The organism is Vibrio tarriae (assembly GCF_002216685.1).
Lineage (GTDB): Bacteria > Pseudomonadota > Gammaproteobacteria > Enterobacterales > Vibrionaceae > Vibrio > Vibrio tarriae.
In genome coordinates this window covers 1088704-1111845 of record NZ_CP022353.1, presented here as the reverse complement: position 1 = coordinate 1111845, position 23142 = coordinate 1088704, and the positions used below count along the sequence as shown (strand labels likewise).

Here is a 23142-nt window from a genome sequence, read left to right as displayed (position 1 = left end):
AATAATCTATTTATGCAGAAATGATCAATCAGAAACCTATAATGTGAAGATATATTTCAAATTATATAAATTTAATTAGACACAGTAGATAATCTAAACAATCAAACATTCACTAATTAACAGATCAAAAAATCAGCAATTCATATAGTGAATTTTCAATCCTATTAAAATAACAAATTGACTTATTAATGACATTACTGACAAAAAACAATCTTGCTTATTTAATAATGCTGACGTTATGATTCGGGCCGTTCAAATCATGAACACACTGTGTAATTACAGCATCTCGTTAGGCGAGGCTCCTGTACAAACATAGGCCACTGATCTCACGACATCCAGAGATGCCCAAGATCAGGACAGTTTTCATCGGATTAAGGTGTTAACCCAAGTGGCTTTCGCGTGAGCGAATACGTTGTGCAGTGCTGAAGCTGGGACTCGGGGATGAAGCCTTTTTCATACCATTTCCTTTTCGCTCGTCCAATTACTGCTGTTTTCTTGCATCAAAGTTCAAACAATTCAGGTCTGTCCTGAGTCACATGAGGTATGTGTGATGAATGTAATGAAAACAAACCACTCTGTTGTTGCGGCAGCACAACTGAAACAACTCAATGAATTTGCTCGCAAACTCGCGCACTCTTCACGTCGCGATAAGTGGGTGGAAAAACTGTTCAAACTCACCGAACAAGAAATTCATTTTGCTTTACAACAGCTCACAGGGGAACAACTGGCTGAACTGATCCTGTTGCTATCAGCTCCGCGTGCAGGCCATTTACTGTGTGTTATGGATAGCAACGCCCTCAATCTTGGCTTGGCTTACGCCAATCCTCGCGTTGTCGAAAAAGCCTTACGTAGCTTAAATGAAGATGAGCTGCATGGCGTTTTCAACATGATGAATCCGATCAATGCGGAGCGTTATCGTGAACGTCTGCGCTGGGGAGAAGAGAGCGTTGCCGCACATATGCACACGCAGCGTCTGGCTCTGCTTGAATCACAAACTGTGGTTGAAGCGAAAGAGGTGCTATATGAATCTTGGGGCGATTCACAAGCGCGCCACCGTCTTTACGTCGTCAATCAACATGGTTTGCTGCTTGGGGCGATTGATCCTAAAGCGCTGCTGATGGCGCATTCCGATCAAGCGTTGAGTGACCTTATTGAGCCACAATGTCTGACTCTCGATGCCGATCTTGACCAAGAGCAAGCGGCGCGTCTGCTGCTTGAGCATAACTTATCGGTGCTGCCCGTCGTACATCAGCAGCAGTTAGTCGGTTTTTTCCATCTGGAAGAAGCGGTCAGTATCTTAGAAAAAGAAACCACGGAAGATGCTGAAATGCAAGGTGGCTCCATGCCACTTGATGCGAGCTATCTACAAACGTCACCTTGGCAATTGTGGAAAAAACGCATCGTCTGGCTTTTGGTACTGTTTGTGGCGGAAGCCTACACGGGCACGGTTTTACGCTCTTTTGAGGAGCAGTTGGAAGCGGCGATCGCCCTCGCCTTCTTTATTCCGCTACTTATCGGTACCGGTGGTAACAGTGGTACGCAAATTACCACCACCATAGTGCGCGCCATGGCTGTCGGTGAAGTGAGTTTACGCAATCTTGGCACCGTACTTCGCAAAGAATTGTCAACCAGCACACTGGTTGCACTGGCGATGGCAATGGCTGCGTGGATCCGTGCTTGGACGCTGGGTGTCGGCCCTGAAATCGGTTTGGTGGTGATGCTAACGATTCTGGCAATAGTGCTATGGAGCGCGCTGGTATCATCGGTCATTCCTCTGGTACTGCGCCGTATGAATGTCGACCCAGCGGTAGTCTCCGCACCATTCATCGCGACCTTAGTCGATGGTACTGGCCTTATCATCTACTTTGAAATCGCCAAACTGATCTTGCCTGAATTGGCTTAATCCGTATTGGATTGAATGGATAACGAACACCGCCAGCATCATGCTGGCGGTGTGGTATAAGGCCTTTTGGTCTGCTCCGTAGTTACCGCAAACGCAGCAAGCTGACTCGATACAACAGCAAAGAGGCTAACAGAAATCCACAGCCCAACATTTTGTTAAATGGCATGGTTTCTTGGTAAATCACCACACTTAACACTAACGTCCACACCGGCTCCAGCAGCATCAGTAGCGCCGCATTCGTCGGATTGGCACTCTTTTGTCCCATGGTTTGCATTAAATACCGCAAGCTAGTGGCCAGCAACACACTCAATGCAAACCACTTCCAGGTCACTAGACTGATGGTCGCAGGCCAACTTTCAGTTAACCAAGATAACGTGATACCCAAACAGCCTGCAGTAAACAATTGTAAGGTCGTCAATAACATAGGCGGAAGCTGGCTTGAAAAGCGGCTATTGAAGTTAAAGTGCAGCGCCAAACAACACGAGGCCGCTAAAAACCACAACTGATTCGCGGCAAATTGCCAAGTGCCATTCCATGCCAACAAAAATAGTCCCACGACCGCCACGGGCAGTGAAAGCCAAAAGGCACGAATCGGTCGCTGTCCGAAAATCGGCCATGCCAATAGCGGCACAAACAACATAGAGAGGCTCATGATAAACGCGCCCTCACCCAAGGTATCACTGATTGAAATGGCATGGATCCAACAAAAAAGTGACGCGGCGAGTAAAACCCCGACCCCCATCGATTGAAAACAGGCTTGCCGTGAGGCTTGTTTCAACGCATTCAAGCAAAATGGCAACAAACAAAGCGAGGCCGCGATAAAGCGTAAGCCAATAAAGCCAAACGGGGGCAATTCTTGAATCGCTTGCTTCGAGAAAACCCAGCCTCCCGCAGCTAATAAGGTGGTCACAACAAGCAGCAATTCAGCAGGAAAACGAGTACGCATGGTTCATGTGATTGATAAGAAGAGTTATGACAGCGATTGTGCGCGAAAAGCGTGCCGCATACCAGCGTCGGTTCCCTTTAGGCATCGACTCACCTATCATTGAGCAAAAATCGAGCGAAAAATCAAATTTACTAAAAAACATAAAATTTTAGTATTTAGTTTCAAATAAAAACCACAAACTTAGATTAATAACCTGAGTTTTTCAATTTTTCATAGTTTGCAAACTAAGCACATACGGAAAATTTCAGTGATTATGACCAGTGTCGCAAAATGATCATAACCACTAATAGGAGTAGGATTCGCCACATTATTATTTTTATAGAAGTGAGATTTCAGTGAAAGACTCTCAGGAAGTGACCCATTTTAGTGCTGCCCGTTCCTCAAAATGGACTCAACATGATACCTATTGGTTACTGAGCTTATTCGGTACAGCAGTAGGTGCAGGGATTTTATTTTTACCGATCAATATTGGTTTAGGCGGATTCTGGCCGCTGGTGCTGATGGCAGTCTTAGCCTTTCCTATGACCTATCTTTCGCATCGTGGACTGGCGCGTTTTGTACTTTCATCACGTCGTCCAAATGCCGATTTTACTGATGTGGTGGAAGAACATTTTGGCCAAAATGCTGGCCGATTGATTTCCCTACTCTATTTTTTATCGATTTTTCCTATTCTGCTTATTTACGGTGTTGGCCTTACCAACACAGTCGATAGTTTCTTGGTTAACCAAGCGGACATGGTATCGCCGCCACGCGCACTACTTTCTGGTGCTTTAGTGTTTGGGCTTATCGCTATCATGCTCAGTGGCGAAAAAATTATGCTCCGCGCATTTGCTGTGATGGTTTATCCGCTGGCGGCGATCCTTGCCCTACTCTCGCTGTATTTGATCCCTTACTGGTCAATGCCTTCGTTTGATTTTCCGCAAACCAGCGATTTTCTGCACACTGTATGGCTGGCCGTACCGGTAGTGGTGTTCTCATTCAGCCATGCTGCGGCCATTTCAAGTTTTGCCAATATCCAGCGTCGTCATTATGGTGAACAAGCCGATCAAAAGTCTGAGCAGATTCTGCGCCACACTAGCGTGATCTTAATTTTGTTTGTGTTGCTGTTTGTCTTCTCTTGTGTACTTGCTCTTTCGCCACAAGCACTGCAAGAAGCCAAAGCGCAAAACGTTTCGGTGCTGACTTATCTGGCCAATGTCACTGACAACCCATTCATCGCGACGCTCGGGCCACTGGTCGCCTTCATCGCCATCACCTCTTCTTTCCTCGGCCACTTCTTAGGGGCGCGTGAAAGTTTATCTGGCCTACTGACCAAAAACTTAGGGGTATCACTACGTTTGGCGGAACGTCTCACCATCGGCTTTTTATTTGTCACCATCTGGATCGCTGCAATCCTCAACCCAAGCATTTTGGGCATGATGGAGGCGCTTTCGGGCCCAGTCATCGCAATGATTTTGTTCATTATGCCGATGATTGCCGTCTTCAAAGTGCCCGCCCTGCGTGAACACCAAAAACGTTTCAGCACTTTCTTCGTGTTACTGATTGGATTGCTCGCCGTTTCGGCTTTGCTCTACAGTTTACTTCGCTAAATTTCCTGCGCTATTGGCTCCCAGTTGGGAGCCAAATTCCACACTGCTTCATTTCTGATGAATAAATCCAGTTCAACCTGTCACAGAGTTGGCCAATAATCAGTGCAACAATCCTTTATCACAACATACACTTAGGTGTAGGTTATTGAGCACAATGGCGGTGGACACATGATTCAATCTCTCTCAATAGCAAGCCTATTGGCGTTGCTGCTCAGTGCTTGTAGTGCAGAAAACCCACCTCAAGCATTAGGAACCCTAGAGCGCGATCGCATCACTTTCAGCACAACCAGTAACGAAATCATTCGTGAACTTCCCATCGCAGAAGGCGAGCACGTTAAAGTCGGTGATGTGCTGGTCAAGCTCGATAGCCAGATCCAAACGACCCTATTGACTCAAGCATTGGCACAACAAGCCAAAGCTCAGGCCTCATTGAATAAACTGACGAACGGCGAGCGACCCGAAGATATCGCCGTTGCCCAAGCTCGCGTCGCGAAAGCACGGGCGCAACACAAAGAAGCTGAATTGACACTAAACCGTAAAGCAGAGTTGGGGGCAAAACGGTTGATCAGTCAATCGGAAGTGGATGCTGCACGCTCGGCGCGTGATTCTGCGCAAGCAGAGTTGGCGTCGGCACATGAAGAATTCACTAAATTGACCGCTGGAGCTCGAATCGAAGACATAGAACAAGCCAAAGCCGAACTGGCCGTAGCCCAAGCCAATGTCACCTTGCAACAACAAAAACTCGATGAATTGACTATCCTTGCCACCCGCGATGGCATTCTCGATAGTCTCCCTTACCATCTTGGTGAACGCGTAGCGAACAATGCTGTGGTCGCGATTGTGCAAGCCGACCGCTTACCGTACGCGCGGGTTTATGTGCCCGCAACTCACCTCGCAGCGTTTGTGGTTGGCCAAACGGTGACCGTGCATGTGGACGGCATAAAAGATCAATATCAAGGCAAAATTCGCTGGGTCGCGAATGAGCCTTCTTTTACTCCTTACTATGCGTTAACAGAAAAAGAGCGCTCACGTTTGATGTATTTGGCCGAAGTGGATCTGCCTGAAAGTGCGATGGACCTGCCATCGGGTTTGCCCGCCCAAGTCGATTTGCCGTAAGGAGCCACAATGAGCGATTACGCCATCCATGCCGAAAATGTCGCCAAACAATTTGGGCACTTTACTGCCATAGAAAACATTAACTTAAAAGTAGAACGCGGCAGCATTTACGGATTTTTAGGGCCTAATGGTTGCGGGAAATCGACCACGATTCGCGTGTTAACTGGTTTGCTGCAGCCTACCGCAGGGCAGGTCAACGTACTTGGGCTCTCGATTCCCAAGCAATCCGAACTGCTGCGTTTGAAAATTGGCTATATGACGCAGAAATTCTCTCTGTATGACGACCTTACGGTGCAAGAAAATTTGCAGTTTATCGGCCAGATTTTCGGTATGAATCGCAGTACATTACAACAGCGCACCCAAGCGCAACTCAAAACTTATGGTTTAGATGAACGACGTAAGCAGCGTGTTTCAGGCATGAGTGGTGGACAAAAACAGCGTTTGGCATTGGCCGCTGCAACTATGCATAACCCTGAGTTACTGTTTCTTGATGAACCTACGTCTGCGGTTGATCCAGAGAACCGCCGTGAGTTTTGGGAGCAATTGTTTGACCTTTCCGCGCAAGGCACCACGATTCTGGTGACCACGCACTATATGGATGAAGCTGAGCGCTGCCACCGTTTGGCCATTATGGAAGCGGGGGAAATTCGCGCTGACGATGAGCCTGAAAAATTGATGCAGCAGATGGGGGTAAATGTGGTGGAAATAAAAGCTCCGGCGCTGCGGAGTCTAAAAGAGCAGTTGCTCAATTTTTCGCAAGTTCGCTCAGCTGCACAGCTCGGCATTCGCTTACGCGTACTAGTCCATCGTGACGTTATTGACCCTATCCTATGGCTTCGCCATACCTTTCCTCAATTGGCCGCTGCAGAATTAACCCTTGCGCGGCCGAGCTTGGAAGATGTCTTTGTTACCGTCACAGGTAAGGGGCGACAATGAACAGCCTGTTTCGCATTAAAGCGGTCTTGGTGAAGGAGTTTCGTCAGTTATCACGCGATCGCATTACTTTTGGCATGGTTGTGATGATCCCACTCATTCAACTCTTACTGTTTGGTTTTGCGATTAATACCGATGTGCGCAATATACCGATTGGCGTGGTGGATCAAAGCGACTCCTCATTCAGTCGGTTACTTGTGGAATCCGTCAAAGTCACTCAAGTCATTGACGTCAAGCAGCACTATTTCGCGGTTAATGAGGCGGAAAAAGCGATTGCCAGTGGTGATATTCGCGCAGCGCTGATCTTGCCGAGCGATCTGGTCGCACGCAGCCAACAACAACGTGAATTAGGGCAATGGTTGATTGATGGTTCAGATACCATGATCGCAGGCGCGCTGTTAGGGCTAAAAAATATGCCGCTTACCGATTTTCCTACCCTCGGCATCCAACTTTTAACCCCCACTTTTGAAATCACTTTACTTTACAACCCCAGCCGCCGTTCTGCGGTGAATATCGTTCCCGGCTTACTCGGGGTTATCTTAACCATGACCATGATCTTGTTTACCAGTGCAGCAATTGTGCGTGAGCGCGAACGGGGCAATTTGGAGCTTTTGATCACCACTCCTGTCCATTCCATTGAGTTGATGATAGGAAAAATCGTCCCGTACATTTTTGTTGGTTTGATCCAAGTGGCGATTATTCTTGGTTTAGGGCATTTTATTTTTGCCGTTCCGATTAATGGCGCGTTAAGCCAAATTCTCTTCGGCACTTTACTCTTCATTTCTGCCAGTTTGACCTTGGGTTTAGTCATTTCCACCATCGCCAACACCCAACTCCAAGCCATGCAGATGACGGTATTTATTCTACTTCCTTCCATTCTCCTCTCCGGATTCATGTTTCCGTATGAAGGAATGCCTACCGCGGCACAATGGCTCTCTGAACTACTCCCCGCGACTCACTTTATGCGTTTGATCCGTGGCATTGTATTACGTGGGGCAGATTTAGCTGACTTGTGGCGCGATACGCTCTGGCTCGCGCTCTTTACTCTCTTTGGATTGATGCTGGCTGCGCTACGCTTTAAAAAATCGCTCGATTAGCCCTCTATTGGGGCAAACAGAGTGATAGCACCGAAAAATATGAACGAGATAGCGAAATAGAGCGCAAGAATAGCATTAGAAAATGTACGGCAAATGACCATTGACGATAGTGTGACTGAGTTCTAACTTTTAAACTCAGTCGCTCAACAATTGGAGGTTTGCCAATGAAACGCAATAGCAAGAGTTATCGTCTAAAGCTGATAAGAGAGGTCGCCACTCGTAAGCAACAAGTAGAAAGCTGCAGCGATCCCATGGCTCGCTACATTTATGAAATGATGACCCAAGTAAAAGATCCGAGTGCTAATGAACCGCGTAAATTTGCGGGCAACCATTTCGATGATCAAGTAGGAGGTTGGGTCAGTGATTTGTGGTCTGAATAGACAGGTCAAAACAGAGTCTGCTGAGCGTCAGTCGGCGGTACTGTACTCTCGCTCAGATTTTCCGTTTTGCTCTGACCACGCGCCTCCAGCTGTTTACGGCGATAACGTTGCCGACAGAGTTTAATCACATGTAATTGCTGCGCAGGAGTCATGCTCAGCCACTCAAAACGCTCCTCACGCTTACGTAAACAACCTTTGCAATAGCCTTTCTCATCGACACTGCATACCCCAATGCAAGGGCTGACAATATTGAAAAACTCCAATTGCTCCATAGGTGAATCACATCCTTTTCTACTGGCTTCGTAGTGGCTTATAAGGCGACTAGGTTCAAAGTTTCATATAAACCATGACCTTATGCTGACAAAAACAGTGTTTTATTCACTATACTGTGCGGGTTTCCACATTCGGAGTGAATAATATGAAGCTTAGTTCAAAATCATTACTTGCCGCAATCACCCTTCCTGTATTGATGACAGCTTGTGCAAGCAATGGTGATGCCGTGCAGATTACCGCTCAAGATCTTCAACACCATAATTGGCAACTGACTCAAATTGATGGCAAAGATGTGGTGAAAAGCGAACACGAGCAAGCACCACGTTTGGAGATCGGTGAACAGATGATGGCCAGCGGGAATGCCGGCTGTAATAACTTCTTTGGTAAGGCTGAACTCAAAGATAACCAATTCCGCATTGAGAAAATGGGCATGACCATGAAAATGTGTATTGGTGATGCCATGGATACTGAGCAAGCCGTGTCACAAACCTTGACCGACTGGAGCCAGATCACCCTGACCAAAGATACGCTGACGCTGAAGAACGATGTTCACACGCTAACGTTTACCCTGCGTGACTGGGTAAAATAACCCGCTCTTAGGCAAATATTAAGTGTAACGGCAGCTCATCAGGCTGCCTTTTTTATTTCCTTTTCCCGCACTTAACGCAAGCAAACCAAGCATTTTGATTTTTTTCCTTCATAATGAAAGACAAGGAACCAATCTTCGGTCTAGATACACAATAAAATTGAATTATTAAGGACAATTCATGAAAAAAATGCTGACTTTTCTCACGACCTGCGCCCTCACATTTAGCGTTTCTGCACAATCATGGGAAGAGATTACCGAGAAAGCCCGTGGACAAACGGTTTATTTCCATGCTTGGGGTGGCAGCCAAGAGATTAACAGCTACTTGCGTTGGTCTGCTGACCTACTCAAATCCCGCTATGGCGTCACCTTGCAGCATGTGAAAGTAACGGATATCGCCGAAACGACTACCCGTTTGATCGCAGAAAAAGCGGCAGGAAAAAATGAGCAAGGCAGTGTCGATTTGGTTTGGATTAACGGTGAAAACTTCAAATCGATGAAAAGTAATCAGCTACTCTACGGGCCATTTGTCGAGGATTTACCTCACTGGCAAAAAGTCGACAAAAGCTTACCCGTTAACAGCGATTTCTCAGAGCCCACAGAAGGCCTAGAAGCACCATGGGGCGTCGGACAATTGGTGTTTATTCATGATAAGCAGCAAGTGAACAATCCTCCAGAGTCATTTGCTGAGCTGCTCAGCTATGCGAAGGCTTTTCCAAACCGCATTAGCTACCCACAGCCCCCTGAGTTTCATGGTACCAGTTTCCTAAAAGCAGCCCTGATCGAACTCACTCAGTATGCACCGGAGCTGAATCAAGCCGTAGAACCTGCCACGTTTAAACAGATCACCCAACCACTATGGCAATACTTGGAAGAGTTACATGCTGTGGCTTGGCGCAAAGGCAAACAGTTCCCCGCAGGCTCTGCCCAGATGATGCAATTACTGGATGATGGTCAATTGGATCTCGCGATCACGTTTAACCCGAATGCGGTATTTTCAGCGCAAGCCACTGGCAAACTCGCACCAACTGCGCAAAGCTATGCAATGAAAAATGGCGCTTTAACCAATATCCACTTCTTAGCGATTCCTTGGAATGCCAACGCAAAAGAAGGTGCATTAGTGGCGATTAATTTCCTACTGAGTGACGAAGCGCAATCTCGCAAAGGGGATTTGTCTATTTGGGGCGATCCTTCCGTACTGAAACCTCAGTTTCTGACAGGCAGTGCCAAAAATACCATCCTATTTCCTGCGATTGCTGAACCGCACCCAAGTTGGCAAAGTGCGCTCGAAGCAGAATGGCAAAAGCGCTACGGCAATAGCTTAAAGTAACGGCTGTCAAACCATGCTTAGAACCGCCTATTGGGGTTTAATTTTACTCTGTGTAGCGCCGATCTTACCAGGGTTGGCAGGAGTAGTGATCTCAGCCTTAGGTTATCTGCCTGCACTTGGGCATCACCAGTTATCTTGGCAAGGCTTTAGCCAAGTATGGCAATGGCAAGGTGTTGAACACGCCTTGCTCCTTTCTGTCACTTCGACCCTAATCAGTACTTATCTTGCGCTCTTTATTAGCTTCGCCATTTTGCAGCGATTTTGGTTTCATCCTCGCTGGAAGCGAATAGAAAACAGTTTATCTATCCTGCTTGCCTTACCTCATGTGGCCTTCGCGATCGGTTTTGCTTTTTTGTTTGCCTCGACCGGTTGGTTGGCTCGTCTGCTCTATCACGGGTTCGAATTCCGTGATAACTCGCATGATGTGACATGGCTAGTGCACGACCCTTACGCCATCGGCCTTACTATCGCTCTGGCGCTAAAAGAAGTGCCTTTTATCCTATTAATCAGCTTGCCCATTCTACAGCAACTGAATTTAACCAAGATGAAAATGCTCAGTGCTTCACTAGGTTATTCTGAGTCACAAATGTGGTGGAAGATTATCTTCCCGCAGTGGCTGCGCAAAATCCGCTTTACCTTGTTTGCCGTTGCCGCGTACGCCATTTCCGTGGTCGATTTCAGCTTAGTGTTAGGGCCTAACACTCCTCCGACTTTTTCAGTCTTAGTTTGGCAGTGGTTTAATGAACCCAATTTGAACCTACTACCCAGAGCCGCTTCCGGTGCGGTAGTGCTATTACTTCTCGCAAGCATGGTTTTAGTGGCGATTGTTGCGTTTGAGTGGTTATTCACTCGCGGCTATCGCGCGTGGCAATCTTCTGGTCGCTATAGCCTTCATTTGCCTCACAAAAGCTTACTTGCGCTGTTGTTCACCATTTCAGGAGCCATGATTCCGCTCACATTGATTTGGAGTTTGGCACAGCGCTGGCGTTTTCCAGATCTTTTACCGACACAATGGACTGGACAATTTTGGTATGACGAGTGGCCGAATGTCCTGCACAACATGGAAACCAGCGTTTTGCTTGCCCTTGGTTCCGGTAGCTTAGCGCTATTATTGGGCATCCTTGCCCAAGAGTATCGATTGCACACTCAACGGGCGATCCCAGTTTACATCATCGCGTTACCTATGTTGCTGCCCCAGCTCTCCTTGCTGTTTGGCATCCAAGTTTTGACTCTGCTGATTGCCTCTCAAGCCTATACCTTGTGGGTAGTATGGGCACACACGTTTTTTGCTTTTCCCTTAGTTTACTTAGCCTTAAGTGGCCCTTGGCAAAGCTACAATTCGAATTTCTCAAAGATTGCGCGCAGTTTGGGTAAAAGCGAATGGCAAATTTTCTGGAAAATCAAACTGCCACTGCTGTTTCCTGCCCTACTTTATGCGTGGGCCGTCGGGATCAGTGTCAGTCTGGCGCAGTATCTCCCGACCTTGATGCTCGGTGGCGGACGCTTAACCACAGTCACAACAGAGGCCGTTGCCCTCTCCAGCGGTTACGATCGTCGAGTGACGGCAATTTACGCTCTCTGCCAAGCACTCCTGCCTTTTGTGTTCTTTTCAATTGCTCTGTTACTCGGACGCATGCAAATTCATCGCCATCGAGCAGCACAATTTACAGCGGTATTTCATGATATTTTCTCTCGAAAACCTCGCCATCCATAAACAAGGTGGCCACTGCCTTTTGGCAGAGTTTAATTTGACTATCGCAGAAGGCGAGATTGTGAGCCTAATGGGCCCTAGTGGCTGCGGCAAATCCACCTTACTGAGCGTGATTGCGGGTCATCTCGCCACGGATTTTACGTTTCAAGGTTCGATGAAACTTGGGGATATGCAACTCAATACACTGCCAGCTCATCAACGCCAAGTAGGCATGCTTTTTCAAGAAGATTGGCTTTTTCCACACCTCAATGTGTGGGAAAACTTAGCGTTTGCGTTGCCGAATTCGATTAAAGGCGAACAACGTAAGAAAAACGCTTATGCCGCTTTAACGAAAATTGCCCTCACTGAGCTGGCTTGCTCGTTTCCCGAGCAGATTTCTGGTGGCCAACGGGCACGGATCAGTTTGATGCGCATGCTGCTCGCCGAGCCTAAATTGGTTCTGCTGGATGAACCCTTCAGTAAATTAGATAAAGCCTTACGCAGCCAATTTCGAGATTGGGTTTTCAATCAACTGACCAGCGCAGGGATCCCAACACTCATGGTCACTCATGACCATGAGGATGTGCCAGTGGGAAGTCGTGTCATTGAATGGCCAGTCATTGAGCAACAAACAACAAACAGAGGTAAACAATGCTTGATCGCTACGCGATAAAAATCATTCGCAGGCCACTTCATCAAGCCGCAGGATTGCTGGATGAAGCGGGCGTCACCGCCAATCAAACCACGGTATTCGGCTTTGTGATTGGGGCGTTAGCATTACCTGCGCTTGCTATGCAGCAATACTGGCTCGCCTTGGTATTGATTGCGGTTAATCGACTCTGCGATGGACTGGATGGTGCCCTCGCACGCCGCCAAGGGCTGACAGATGCGGGAGGATTTCTCGATATTAGCCTCGACTTTCTGTTCTACTCTTTAGTGCCGTTTGGCTTTGTCCTCGCGAACCCAGAACATAACGCGGTCGCGGGTGCTTTCTTGATTTTTGCCTTTATCGGGACGGGCAGTAGCTTTCTTGCTTTTGCAGTCATGGCCAGTAAGCGTAACATCACCAATCCGGTGTATCAGCACAAATCCTTGTATTACATGAGCGGACTCACCGAAGGCACGGAAACCATCGCCTGCTTCATGTTGATGTGTTTATTGCCTCACTCTTTTTCAACCCTAGCTTGGCTGTTTGGTGCTGCCTGTTGGTTTACTACGGCAACACGCATCTATTACGGTTTTCAAACCTTGCAACACGTCGAACAAGGGTAAAGTTCGCGCCCTCACCGTGAGTTGATCGACACGTTGAGGGCACAATGAGAACGATCGCCTACTCTTTCGCCCCCACTTTCAGCGCAGGCCAAGGTAGATCCCAAGGTGATAGCCAATTTTCAATCCCTTGATTCACCGCTTCTTCGTGCCATTTCTGACCTAAGTGTGAAAACTGACGCGGATCGCACAGCCATTGGTAAACCTCACCTTGATAGATAAAACGCAAGGCAAAAGCGTGCAAATAACCGCGATCGGACTCATTCGCCGTATTGTAAATAGGATCCCCCACAATCGCAGAACCTATCGATTTTAACGCTACGCGAATTTGGTGGGTTTTTCCGGTATGGGGCTTACACAAAAACAAGCGCTCCCCCGGTGCTGCGGTCGCAGAGAAAAATTGCGTGATCGCCGGATTTTCTTGCGAGTTCACCAGCTTCCATGATGAGCGACGTGAGCGCTCCATATCTCCGCAGATCAAACCTTGTTTTTTCTTCGGCTTTTTACTGCCAATCGCCAGATAGAATTTTTCAACCTTGCGCTTAGCAAAGCCTTGCGAAAGCTCACTGGCCGCGGCGGCATTTCTTGCCAACAGCAAAATTCCCGACGTCATCTTATCCAACCGATGCACCAAGTAGAGCTGACCATCCCCTGTTTGCATCGCCACTTCTTGCAGCAGCATGGTATCGCCATCATCTTTATGGACCGATACATTGGGGTGTTTATTGATAAGCAGAAAATCAGGATGGGTAAACAGAATATCAAACATAAATACGCCTCACTTTGCGGCGTGATTATACTTAACGTAGAAAGAATGTCGCCTAACTTGCACAACTCTATCAATAGTTTCTCTTTCTGCAGCGAAAAGATTGTAAGCATGCTGTTCTTCACATAATGAGGTTACGTTTTCTAAAGCAATCAACCCTGACTGACTATCGCTTTCACTCGCATATAAGTCCTCGGCTGCACTAGCATTTCGTCTTCATCCGAAAATTTGGGAAACCATGATGGCAACGTATTACCTCCTTGTGTAAGTTCTATTTCAATTTTTTCTTTTGTGCAAACGAAGCTTATTTTTCATTTTCAGAAATTACTCTGGCAGCGTTTGTATTATTGAGAACAAAATGAAACCAGAGCCATAAACAATATCTCCAACATTTAATTCAGATACTGATTCATTCTTTAACTTTTTTACTCGATATACTTTCCCATTATCTCAAGGCAATTCATTTACTCCTGAGCGAAATTTTTTCATTTGCTCTTTCAATATATCAGCCAAACACCTTTCCCCAATAAAAGCATCCCATATCACTCATTAAGCAATCCATCTCGGCTCTGTATTGTTCAATAAATAATTCATACGAAATTTATTGCGCAGATTAATGGAACTAAATATCGATTCTCTCTCAGAAAAGACTAGGCATCGAGCGAAGTAATTACTAGGTTGTCGGTTGAGCTTGAGAAATCACACTGGTCAAGTGAGTGGACCTCACACAATGATAAAAGTCATAAATAAGCTGACAAGGCTAGGTATGCTTTAAGAAAAACATACAAAATAGGTACGGTTGTTTTTGAACCGAATTACGCAACAAAGTCTCAAGAATACTGGCGGCTGCACAATTAGAGTGAGCAACTGACTGCACATTCACTCCAATCCCCAACCACTTGAAGATCATCGAAATTACCATTGCCTGCAGGATATTCTTTGAACCATTGTTTTTAATTTTCATAAAAATCCTTATGACAATAAACCGTTTATTAATAACACATCAAATGACAATTAAAACAAAAATCCATACAAAAACGACATACTATTAATATTTGAATCAGCATCACAATCATAATGAATGAATTTTTATTAATTTTAGGTCTTAATAAACAAGCTCAACACAACCAAGAGGAATTATTATGCCTACCCTTTGCCTTCCGGAATCACTTTATCCAATTAACATAGTTACCAATGAAGACATAGTAAATTTTATTCACTTATATCACCCCAATATTCGGCATGGAGATCGTGCATTTGAAATGATCCAGAATACGACGATTGAAAAGCGCCATACAATAATTCCATTTGATGAAATAATGAAACTAGATAACTTTGGTCAACGGGGTGAACTCTACGAAAAACATTCTAAAAAATTAGCCATTAATGCCGCGAAAAAAGCGCTGAATAATGCCGAATTACAACCTGAAGAAATCTCGATGGTTATCGTCACTTCATGCACGGGTTTTATGATGCCCTCCTTAACCGCCTATTTAATTAACCAACTTAACTTACGGGGCAACACGATTCAGTTACCTATTGCCCAGATGGGGTGCGTAGGTGGTGCATTTGCTATCAATCGAGCTTATGAACACTGTCTACAATCAAAGAAAAACAATGTGTTGATTGTGTCTGTCGAAACATCCTCTCTCTGCTTTCATCGCCAAGCCGACCGATTACAAGACTTTATCTCTGATGCTTTGTTTGGAGATGGTGTCGCTAGCGTTGTTATGAGAGGAGACGATAACCTCAGTGGTTTCAAGGTCTTAGCCAAACACGGTTTTATGATTAAAGATACAGAGTCCTACATTAAATATGGGATCACGGATCAAGGGTTCCACTTCTCTCTCGATAAAGAAGTTATGTATTCTGTAGAGTTGGCCGCACCTGAGATGGAGAAATTTATTGTTCAAGAATTGGGGGGGCTAGATAAAATCGACTTTTATATCTCTCACACAGGAGGGCGTAGAATCTTAGATGAAGTTGAACGCTGCCTTCAACTTTCACCCTCACATCTGCATCATTCAAGGGAGTGTTTACGTTTAACCGGTAATACTTCGAGCGTAGCGGTGCTTGATGTTCTTTCCAGAAGTTTTATTGAACGAAAAAAAGGAGATAAAGGTGTAATTTCTGCTTTTGGCCCTGGTTTTACCACTGAGCTTGCGGTCGGCGTATGGGTTTAAGATTTCATATCCCGCGAACACATCTAAAGGAGCGATGTTTAAATTAAAGATTTCCTCGTTGCGGCCCTTTATGCTTTTTTTAAAGCAGCGGTAAAAATGATAATCGGCCTGCAATTAAAAAAGCCGAAACACATCGTGATGTTTCGGCTTTTCAACTGTATTTATTAAAAATTTATGCAGATGACTCCGCGATTAAGCGAAAAATACCATCAACATCAGTACAGGACACACTAGGCGTACATACCAAGGCCAGATTTTCCAAAATAAGCTGTTTTCGATTTCAGGGCAGCCTTGTTTCAGCTCCAATAGGATCTGGTTACGATTCCAAATCCAACCCGCAATCAAGGTAATCAAAAGTGCGATGATCGGTTGCGAGTAAACCGTGGTGAAGTTAATCACTAAACCAAACAAGCTGGAAAAATTCAGCACAATCACACCAGAAATGATCGTGACCAAACCGCCAATCCATAACACCGCACTAGATCGTTTCTGCTGTAACTCTTCCACTGCGCAAGCGACGGGCACTTCCAACATAGAAATGGAAGAAGTCAATGCGGCAATGATCATCAAAAGGAAGAAGATAATACCAATCACAGCACCTACCGCCCCCATGGTGTCAAACATCGCAGGTAACACGGTAAAGACTAAGGTATCAGAATTGAGTAACTCACCGGATGGAGAGAAAATCTCCACACCGTTGTGTTTCGCAACAAACATAGCAGGCAGTACCATCAAGCCAGCAATGAAGGCTACACCAGTATCAATCAAAGCCACTTGCGCTGCGGTTTTCGGCAAATTTGCTTCTTTGTTGAGGTAGGAGCCATAAGTGGTCATCACACACACACCTAGTGACAGCGAGAAGAAGGCTTGGCCCATCGCGCTAACCACAACATCAGGCGTAAAGTGGCTCAAATCTGGTACCAGATACATTTTGAGTCCATCCAGAGCCCCCTCTTGAGTGAAGATGTATACCGTCAGTAAACCAAACAGAACAAATAGCAGTGGCATTAAACGGGTAGACCATTTTTCAATCCCGTTAGCGACACCGTTACGCACCACAAACATGGTCAATACCATGAATGACACCATCAAAATGAGATTTCGCTCAGTACTGAACGACGTGAGCCACTGACTTGCACTGTCGGCACCAATCAGCGTTAAGCCACTACCAAACAGGGAGCCCACTAGCCAGCCTGCGACGATGGCGTAAAAGCTAAGGATGAGTGACACCACGACCATGCCGATAACACCAAGCAAAATCGCACCCCATTTGCCTTGCAGCCAAACAGAGCGAAATGCACGTATCGGGTTAGATTGACCATAACGCCCAATGGTTAACTCCGCCACCAACATCGGGTAAGCGAGAAGAAAGACCATACAGAGATAAACTAAAAGGAAAACGGCACCACCATTACTGGCAGCTTGAGTTGGGAAGCCCCATACATTGCCAAGCCCCACCGCAGAACCCGCTGCGGCCATAATAAATCCAAATCGAGAGGTGAACTGACCTCTAGAACCACTTGCCATATTTGCTACCAATGAATTGTGTTTGTTTGCTTATGATTGTAGGTGTAAAAATAAAATTACACATGACAAAATCATCACTAACTTTGTAAGTATGGCAAGTAAATCAGTTCAAGAATAAAATTGGAAGCCCAAACAGTCTATTTTGCTATTCACCAGTAATATTTCTGGTGCGTTTGTTTGTTTTTCATCCAAAGCTTGACACCTTACACTCATTTTTACAAATTAGTAACAACAACATCCTACCTATACCCAAACGACTTGGAGTTGCAGGTAGGCGGCAAGTGAGTGAAGCCCCATGAGCATAGACAGACTATGTGATTGGGGTGAACGAACGTAGCCAACACCGCTGCAGCTTCAAGTAGGAAGGGTATATACTCGGACGACTGGTCGCTTCAAGTAGGATGAGCCTAACTATCGTATTAATTTGGCCAGTTCGCTTCCTTCTCTTATGCTTTCGCTTTACTATCCCCTTTGAATATCAGTTTGTTATTGGATAGGCATGGATAAGGTTTATCACTTCCTCACTTTGCTCAGTATCGGCATCTATTGGCTTTTGGTCGCCGGTGTCACGATTCGTGTTGTTTTGAAAAGACGTGCGGTCAGTGTTTCTTTGGCTTGGCTGATGGTGATTTACATCATCCCAGTTGTGGGGGTGCTCTGCTATTTCCTGTTTGGGGAACTCAACCTCGGCCGTAAACGAGCCGAACGCGCTAAAGAGATGTTTACGCCTTTCGGCCACTGGTTCCGCTCTCTCAATGATTGCCAAGCTCATGTACAAGAAGGGATGGGAGCACACATCTCACGAATTGATGAGCTGTGTAACAACCGGATGGGCATACCCGCACTCAGTGGTAATACCTTATCTTTACTGAACTATCCGAATGAAATCTTGCACGCCATCATTGATGATATTGAACGCGCCCAGTTTCAAATTCGTATGGTGTTCTACATCTGGCATCCTGGTGGTTTAGCCGATGCGGTTGCTTCGGCCTTGATTCAAGCCTCAAAACGCGGTGTCAACGTCAAACTGTTGCTGGATTCCGCTGGCAGCCCACGTTTTTTCCGTAGCCCTTGGGAAAAAATGATGCGCGATGCTGGGATTGAGGTAGTACAAGCGTTAGAAGTCAGCCCTTGGCGGATCTTCCTGCGTCGGCTAGATCTGCGCCAACATCGCAAAATCATTGTGATTGACGATGAAATCGCCTACACCGGCTCCATGAATATGGTTGACCCTGCCTACTTCAAGCAAAATGCAGGCGTGGGCCAGTGGATCGATATTATGGTTCGAGTGACAGGACCGACCGTGAATGTCCTCTCGGCCATTCATTGTTGGGATTGGGAATTTGAAACCGGCTCACGCATGTTGCCGAAAAATCCTGAATGCCGCCTCGAACCGAATCAGCCTCAGCATCCAATCCAAGTTGTCCCTTCTGGCCCTGGTATGCCTGAGAATTTAATTTCTCAAGTGCTGACGTTAGCGATCAACCAAGCCAATCGCTCAGTCTGCATCACTACACCTTATTTCGTGCCAAGCGCAGATTTGCTGGCCACATTAAAAATGACGGCGCAACGTGGCATCAAAGTCGACATTATTATTCCGAAAAAGAACGACTCGCTCATGGTGCAATGGGCCTCAAGAGCGTTTTACGGCGAATTACTCGAGGTTGGCGTACAGATCCATGAATTTGATGGTGGTTTGCTGCACACAAAGTCCGTCGTGATTGACCAGCAATTCTGTTTAGTGGGGACGGTGAATCTGGACATGCGCAGCTTATGGCTTAACTTTGAGCTTACACTCGCCGTGGATGATCTGGAATTTACTCAACAGATGCATTGGCTGCAGCAGCAGTACATTGCTCAGTCTCATTCCGTCGTTTATGCCGAGTGGGAGCAGCGTCCGTGGTACAACCGATTCTTAGAGCGCGTATTTTATCTGTTTAACCCATTACTGTGATTTTCTCTCTGAATGGGGTTGCCATCCTGCACGGCACCATGGTTTAAATAACGTTTTGTAAAGTCAGACAAGGACAGCAGATGTCAGAAGGTAAAAAGACCCGCCTCGTTACCGCGGGACGCAACAAAAAATGGACACTTGGCGTGGTTAACCCCCCAGTGCAACGCGCTTCTACTGTGGTGTTTGATACGGTCGCGCAAAAAAACCAAGCGGCGATCAATCGCGCCAACAAAACCCTGTTTTACGGACGTCGTGGCACCACAACTCACTTCGCTTTTCAAGAAGCAATGGTTGAGATTGAAGGCGGCGCAGGTTGCGTGCTCTACCCTTGTGGCGCAGCGGCCATCACCAACGCGATTCTCTCTTTTGTTGCGCAAGGTGACCATATCTTGATGGTCGATACCTGTTACGAACCCACCCGTGACTTTTGCGAGAAAGTACTGAAAAAACTCGGTGTATCAACCACCTATTATGACCCTATGCTTGGCGAAGGTATTCGTGAGTTGATTCAACCCAATACCAAGGTTCTGTTTACCGAATCACCGGGCTCACTGACCATGGAAGTGCAGGATATTCCCACACTCTCTCGCATCGCTCACGAGCACGACATCGTTGTCATGTTGGATAACACTTGGGCGGCTGGGGTACTGTTCTCACCTTTCGAACATGGCGTCGATATTTCAATTCAAGCCGCGACCAAATACATTGTCGGTCATTCTGATGTAATGCTCGGTACTGCGGTGGCCAATGAAAAGTGTTGGGCACAACTGCGTGAACACAGCTATTTGATGGGACAATATGCTTCACCTGACGATGTGTACATGGCAATGCGTGGATTGCGTACTCTCGATGTACGTTTACGCCAGCATGAACAAAACAGTTTACAGATTGCCCATTGGTTGCTAACTCGCCCAGAGGTCGATCATGTTCGCCACCCTGCGTTAGCGACCTGTCCGGGACACGAGTTTTTCAAACGTGATTTTACTGGCGGCAATGGTTTGTTCTCTTTTGTGTTGAAAACGACGCATCCAGAAGCCACAACCGCTCTACTCGATGGCATGCAACACTTCAGCATGGGCTTTTCTTGGGGTGGATTTGAAAGTTTGATCTTAGCCCACGAACCCAAAGCCTTTACCTCTCTTCGCTCAGTCGCGAATCCTCACTTCTGCGGCACTCTACTCCGAGTACATATCGGGTTAGAAGATGTCGAAGATCTAATCGCCGATCTGGAAGCGGGTTTTGCGCGCTACAATCAGATCCTGCATGCATAACGATTTTGTATTTCATGATCATAATAGGGGCGTCATGCCCCTATTTGCTTTGATTTTCCGTGTTTTCCCAAATCAGTTCTTGGGAAATCAGAGTTTGGCCGCATCAGGATTATTTGGACACCCAACTAAATGATCATTCACCAAACCACACGCTTGCATGAAGGCATAGCAAATCGTTTCGCCAACAAACTTAAACCCACGTTTTTTCAGAAATTTGCTCATGGCTTTTGATTCTTCCGTTGAGGCAGGTATATCGCTCATGCTCATCCTGTGGTTGATCTTAGGTTGACCACCGACAAACTGCCACAACGCAGCATCTAAAGAACCAAACTCCTGTTGTAACGCCAAGGCAGCACGCGCATTCGAGAACACCGAGGCAATTTTGCCACGATGTTTCACCACATCGTAATCGGCAATGATCTGCTCAACATGGCTTTCATCACACTGTGCGAGGCGCTCTAAATCATAACCTAAAAAGGCTTGGCGATACCCTTCACGCTTTTTCAATACCGTGAGCCAACTCAATCCCGCTTGCGCTCCTTCTAAGGTGAGAAACTCGAATAACTTAGTATCATCATGAACGGCTCTGCCCCACTCCTTATCGTGATATTCACGCTCTAAGGGATGGTTCAGTGCCCAAGTACAAACGGTGTGCTCCGTTGTATCCATAAACCTTCTCTCTCTTTTTTTTGGGGTTGGTTTGTGTCTTCATCCGTGTATAGCTGAGTTTGAAACGCTTAGCTACCGTCACATTAGCAAAAGTACTCTTATTCAATCCTTTGTCTCAAAAGTAAAAGGACCTATGCGAAATTGATCCTTTTACTTATTACTTGACTCTGAAAACGTTGGGTAAGTTAAATGAGTCCCATAGACAACATGGCTCGGCTAACTTTCAAGAAGCCAAAAATGTTGGCACCTGCGACATAGTTACCAGGAACCCCGAACTCAATGGATGTTTCATAGCAATCACGATGGATACCAATCATGATCTCTTGTAAACGCTTTTCAGTGTACTCAAAACTCCAACTGTCACGACTCGCATTTTGTTGCATTTCTAATGCACTGGTCGCCACGCCTCCAGCATTAGCTGCTTTACCAGGGCCAAAGCTGATGTTGTTATTGAGAAATATTCTGATCGCTTCTGGGGTGCTTGGCATGTTGGCACCTTCAGCAACCAATTGACAACCATTCTGAACCAACAGTTCTGCATCATGCCCATTCAGCTCATTCTGAGTTGCACAAGGTAATGCGAAATTACACGCAATATTCCAAATATTGCCATCTTTAATGAATTTGCTGCTGGCTCTGCGCTCTGCATAAGCCGTCAAACGTAAACGCTCAACTTCTTTAATTTGTCGTAACAGCGCAACATCAATGCCGCATTCATCGATAATGACACCACTAGAATCTGAGCACGCAATCACTTTAGCGCCCAGTTGTTGGGCTTTTTGAATGGCATATATCGCAACATTCCCTGAACCTGACACGACACCCGTTTTTCCTTCTAGGCTTTCGTTGCGAATTTTAAGCATTTCTTCAACAAAAAATACCAGACCATAACCAGTGGCTTCAGTACGTGCACGACTGCCACCATAATGAAGCCCTTTGCCCGTTAACACGCCCGACTCATATCTGTTTGTTAGCCGTTTGTATTGTCCAAATAAATAGCCTATTTCGCGCCCACCTACGCCAATATCACCCGCTGGAACATCGGTGTGTTCACCTAAGTGACGATACAGTTCGGTCATCAAACTCTGGCAAAAGCGCATAATTTCAGCATCCGATTTGCCTTTAGGGTCGAAATCACTACCGCCTTTGCCACCGCCGATCGGCATACCAGTCAATGCATTTTTGAAGATTTGTTCAAAACCCAAGAATTTGATAATGCCCAAATAGACAGAAGGGTGGAAACGCATACCACCTTTGTAAGGGCCCAAGGCACTATTGAATTGAACGCGGAAAGCGCGGTTGATATGAATTTCACCTTTATCGTCTTGCCATGGGACGCGGAAGATGATCTGCCGCTCCGGTTCACAAATACGCTCAATAATTTTCTGTTGAGCCAACTCCGGGTACTTTACAAGCACTGGGCCTATGGTTTCCAAAACTTCGTGGACAGCTTGATGAAACTCTGTCTCACCGGGGTTGCGCTTTAAAATATCTTGGTAGATAGGCTCAAGCTTTTCGTCAATACGACTGGCCATGCGAATATCCTTATAATTCAAATGATTAAAAAGTGAATTGATGAACTGTCAACTCACGGGCGAAAATGATAGAAATTATCATTTATAAATTTTGTTCGAGCAAGCACTAGACCAGTACTATGACC

Annotated in this window: 20 protein-coding genes and 1 riboswitch; of the genes, 14 read left to right on the top strand and 6 right to left on the bottom strand. The window is 46.1% G+C overall.

Annotated elements, in window-relative coordinates; translation table 11 throughout:
• The first annotated feature begins 278 nt into the window (after window positions 1-278).
• Window positions 279-448: riboswitch (M-box (ykoK) riboswitch) on the top strand.
• A gap of 102 nt (window positions 449-550) precedes the next feature.
• Window positions 551-1903 (top strand): magnesium transporter, encoded by a 1353-nt coding sequence (gene mgtE, locus CEQ48_RS10800; RefSeq protein WP_198301259.1) that lies wholly within the window; start codon window positions 551-553, stop codon window positions 1901-1903.
• A gap of 82 nt (window positions 1904-1985) precedes the next feature.
• Here the strand turns inward: mgtE and CEQ48_RS10795 are convergent, their stop codons facing one another.
• The gene (locus tag CEQ48_RS10795) at window positions 1986-2849 is read right to left on the bottom strand and encodes a DMT family transporter (protein ID WP_001260363.1); all 864 of its coding nucleotides are present in this window, start codon (window positions 2847-2849) and stop codon (window positions 1986-1988) included.
• Window positions 2850-3184: 335 nt separating this feature from the next.
• Between CEQ48_RS10795 and CEQ48_RS10790 the strand changes: the two genes are divergently transcribed.
• The 5 genes from CEQ48_RS10790 to CEQ48_RS10770 all read left to right on the top strand — a co-directional run bounded on the left by CEQ48_RS10790 (window position 3185) and on the right by CEQ48_RS10770 (window position 7964).
• Window positions 3185-4438: an aromatic amino acid transport family protein gene (locus tag CEQ48_RS10790; RefSeq protein WP_089071238.1), complete on the top strand. Its 1254-nt coding sequence runs from the start codon at window positions 3185-3187 to the stop codon at window positions 4436-4438.
• 168 nt (window positions 4439-4606) lie between these two features.
• On the top strand, window positions 4607-5554 hold the full coding sequence (locus CEQ48_RS10785) for an HlyD family secretion protein (RefSeq protein WP_089071237.1): 948 nt from the start codon (window positions 4607-4609) through the stop codon (window positions 5552-5554).
• Between the two features lie 9 nt (window positions 5555-5563).
• Window positions 5564-6490, top strand: coding sequence for an ABC transporter ATP-binding protein (locus CEQ48_RS10780; protein ID WP_089071236.1), 927 nt, complete (start codon window positions 5564-5566; stop codon window positions 6488-6490).
• A complete protein-coding gene (locus CEQ48_RS10775) occupies window positions 6487-7584 on the top strand; it encodes an ABC transporter permease (RefSeq protein ID WP_089071235.1) in 1098 nt (365 codons plus the stop codon). Before CEQ48_RS10780 ends, CEQ48_RS10775 begins: the two co-directional genes overlap by 4 nt.
• Before the next feature lie 164 nt (window positions 7585-7748).
• Complete coding sequence (locus CEQ48_RS10770) at window positions 7749-7964, top strand: hypothetical protein (RefSeq protein WP_000828213.1); 216 nt, start codon at window positions 7749-7751, stop codon at window positions 7962-7964.
• A 5-nt stretch (window positions 7965-7969) separates the two neighbouring features.
• On the opposite strand, the gene CEQ48_RS10765 is transcribed toward CEQ48_RS10770, so the two are convergent.
• Complete coding sequence (locus CEQ48_RS10765; protein ID WP_000436139.1) at window positions 7970-8236, bottom strand: DUF1289 domain-containing protein; 267 nt, start codon at window positions 8234-8236, stop codon at window positions 7970-7972.
• Between the two features lie 146 nt (window positions 8237-8382).
• Here CEQ48_RS10765 and CEQ48_RS10760 point away from each other — a divergent pair, with 146 nt between their 5' ends.
• The 5 genes from CEQ48_RS10760 (at window position 8383) to CEQ48_RS10740 (ending at window position 13115) form a co-directional block, all read left to right on the top strand.
• Window positions 8383-8826, top strand: a complete 444-nt coding sequence (locus CEQ48_RS10760) for an META domain-containing protein (protein WP_032480285.1) — start codon at window positions 8383-8385, stop codon at window positions 8824-8826.
• A 178-nt stretch (window positions 8827-9004) separates the two neighbouring features.
• Window positions 9005-10153 carry an ABC transporter substrate-binding protein gene (locus tag CEQ48_RS10755; protein ID WP_089071234.1) on the top strand — a complete coding sequence of 383 codons (1149 nt, stop codon included), beginning with the start codon at window positions 9005-9007 and terminating at the stop codon, window positions 10151-10153.
• Window positions 10154-10166: 13 nt separating this feature from the next.
• Window positions 10167-11867, top strand: coding sequence for an ABC transporter permease (locus tag CEQ48_RS10750; protein ID WP_089071233.1), 1701 nt, complete (start codon window positions 10167-10169; stop codon window positions 11865-11867).
• Window positions 11833-12516 carry an ATP-binding cassette domain-containing protein gene (locus tag CEQ48_RS10745; RefSeq protein WP_089071232.1) on the top strand — a complete coding sequence of 228 codons (684 nt, stop codon included), beginning with the start codon at window positions 11833-11835 and terminating at the stop codon, window positions 12514-12516. Before CEQ48_RS10750 ends, CEQ48_RS10745 begins: the two co-directional genes overlap by 35 nt.
• Window positions 12495-13115 carry a CDP-alcohol phosphatidyltransferase family protein gene (locus CEQ48_RS10740; protein WP_089071231.1) on the top strand — a complete coding sequence of 207 codons (621 nt, stop codon included), beginning with the start codon at window positions 12495-12497 and terminating at the stop codon, window positions 13113-13115. The genes CEQ48_RS10745 and CEQ48_RS10740 overlap by 22 nt, the downstream gene beginning before the upstream one ends.
• A 58-nt stretch (window positions 13116-13173) precedes the next feature.
• Here CEQ48_RS10740 and CEQ48_RS10735 read toward each other — a convergent pair whose 3' ends face one another.
• Complete coding sequence (locus CEQ48_RS10735) at window positions 13174-13881, bottom strand: TIGR01621 family pseudouridine synthase (protein ID WP_089071230.1); 708 nt, start codon at window positions 13879-13881, stop codon at window positions 13174-13176.
• A 1139-nt stretch (window positions 13882-15020) separates the two neighbouring features.
• Here CEQ48_RS10735 and CEQ48_RS10725 point away from each other — a divergent pair.
• Complete coding sequence (locus CEQ48_RS10725) at window positions 15021-16061, top strand: type III polyketide synthase (RefSeq protein ID WP_089071228.1); 1041 nt, start codon at window positions 15021-15023, stop codon at window positions 16059-16061.
• A 192-nt stretch (window positions 16062-16253) separates the two neighbouring features.
• Here the strand turns inward: CEQ48_RS10725 and CEQ48_RS10720 are convergent, their stop codons facing one another.
• Window positions 16254-17540: a sodium-dependent transporter gene (locus CEQ48_RS10720; protein WP_232477894.1), complete on the bottom strand. Its 1287-nt coding sequence runs from the start codon at window positions 17538-17540 to the stop codon at window positions 16254-16256.
• Window positions 17541-18087: 547 nt separating this feature from the next.
• Between CEQ48_RS10720 and cls the strand changes: the two genes are divergently transcribed.
• Both cls and CEQ48_RS10710 read left to right on the top strand, forming a co-directional pair.
• Complete coding sequence (gene cls / locus CEQ48_RS10715; RefSeq protein ID WP_089071226.1) at window positions 18088-19542, top strand: cardiolipin synthase; 1455 nt, start codon at window positions 18088-18090, stop codon at window positions 19540-19542.
• 80 nt (window positions 19543-19622) lie between these two features.
• Window positions 19623-20813 carry a cystathionine beta-lyase gene (locus CEQ48_RS10710; protein ID WP_089071225.1) on the top strand — a complete coding sequence of 397 codons (1191 nt, stop codon included), beginning with the start codon at window positions 19623-19625 and terminating at the stop codon, window positions 20811-20813.
• 87 nt (window positions 20814-20900) lie between these two features.
• Here the strand turns inward: CEQ48_RS10710 and CEQ48_RS10705 are convergent, their stop codons facing one another.
• Window positions 20901-21482, bottom strand: a complete 582-nt coding sequence (locus CEQ48_RS10705; RefSeq protein ID WP_089071224.1) for a DNA-3-methyladenine glycosylase I — start codon at window positions 21480-21482, stop codon at window positions 20901-20903.
• A gap of 185 nt (window positions 21483-21667) precedes the next feature.
• The gene (gene gdhA, locus CEQ48_RS10700) at window positions 21668-23017 is read right to left on the bottom strand and encodes an NADP-specific glutamate dehydrogenase (protein ID WP_089071223.1); all 1350 of its coding nucleotides are present in this window, start codon (window positions 23015-23017) and stop codon (window positions 21668-21670) included.
• Window positions 23018-23142: the final 125 nt, after the last annotated feature.

Coding starts and splice junctions, on each gene's coding strand:
- gdhA (WP_089071223.1), bottom strand. CDS start 23,017: ATGGCCAGTCGTATTGACGAAAAGCTTGAGCCTATCTACCAAGATATT.
- CEQ48_RS10755 (WP_089071234.1), top strand. CDS start 9,005: ATGAAAAAAATGCTGACTTTTCTCACGACCTGCGCCCTCACATTTAGC.
- CEQ48_RS10775 (WP_089071235.1), top strand. CDS start 6,487: ATGAACAGCCTGTTTCGCATTAAAGCGGTCTTGGTGAAGGAGTTTCGT.
- CEQ48_RS10750 (WP_089071233.1), top strand. CDS start 10,167: ATGCTTAGAACCGCCTATTGGGGTTTAATTTTACTCTGTGTAGCGCCG.
- CEQ48_RS10795 (WP_001260363.1), bottom strand. CDS start 2,849: ATGCGTACTCGTTTTCCTGCTGAATTGCTGCTTGTTGTGACCACCTTA.
- cls (WP_089071226.1), top strand. CDS start 18,088: ATGGATAAGGTTTATCACTTCCTCACTTTGCTCAGTATCGGCATCTAT.
- CEQ48_RS10745 (WP_089071232.1), top strand. CDS start 11,833: ATGATATTTTCTCTCGAAAACCTCGCCATCCATAAACAAGGTGGCCAC.
- CEQ48_RS10705 (WP_089071224.1), bottom strand. CDS start 21,482: ATGGATACAACGGAGCACACCGTTTGTACTTGGGCACTGAACCATCCC.
- CEQ48_RS10720 (WP_232477894.1), bottom strand. CDS start 17,540: ATGGCCGCAGCGGGTTCTGCGGTGGGGCTTGGCAATGTATGGGGCTTC.
- mgtE (WP_198301259.1), top strand. CDS start 551: ATGAATGTAATGAAAACAAACCACTCTGTTGTTGCGGCAGCACAACTG.
- CEQ48_RS10725 (WP_089071228.1), top strand. CDS start 15,021: ATGCCTACCCTTTGCCTTCCGGAATCACTTTATCCAATTAACATAGTT.
- CEQ48_RS10765 (WP_000436139.1), bottom strand. CDS start 8,236: ATGGAGCAATTGGAGTTTTTCAATATTGTCAGCCCTTGCATTGGGGTA.
- CEQ48_RS10710 (WP_089071225.1), top strand. CDS start 19,623: ATGTCAGAAGGTAAAAAGACCCGCCTCGTTACCGCGGGACGCAACAAA.
- CEQ48_RS10770 (WP_000828213.1), top strand. CDS start 7,749: ATGAAACGCAATAGCAAGAGTTATCGTCTAAAGCTGATAAGAGAGGTC.
- CEQ48_RS10780 (WP_089071236.1), top strand. CDS start 5,564: ATGAGCGATTACGCCATCCATGCCGAAAATGTCGCCAAACAATTTGGG.
- CEQ48_RS10760 (WP_032480285.1), top strand. CDS start 8,383: ATGAAGCTTAGTTCAAAATCATTACTTGCCGCAATCACCCTTCCTGTA.
- CEQ48_RS10740 (WP_089071231.1), top strand. CDS start 12,495: ATGCTTGATCGCTACGCGATAAAAATCATTCGCAGGCCACTTCATCAA.
- CEQ48_RS10785 (WP_089071237.1), top strand. CDS start 4,607: ATGATTCAATCTCTCTCAATAGCAAGCCTATTGGCGTTGCTGCTCAGT.
- CEQ48_RS10735 (WP_089071230.1), bottom strand. CDS start 13,881: ATGTTTGATATTCTGTTTACCCATCCTGATTTTCTGCTTATCAATAAA.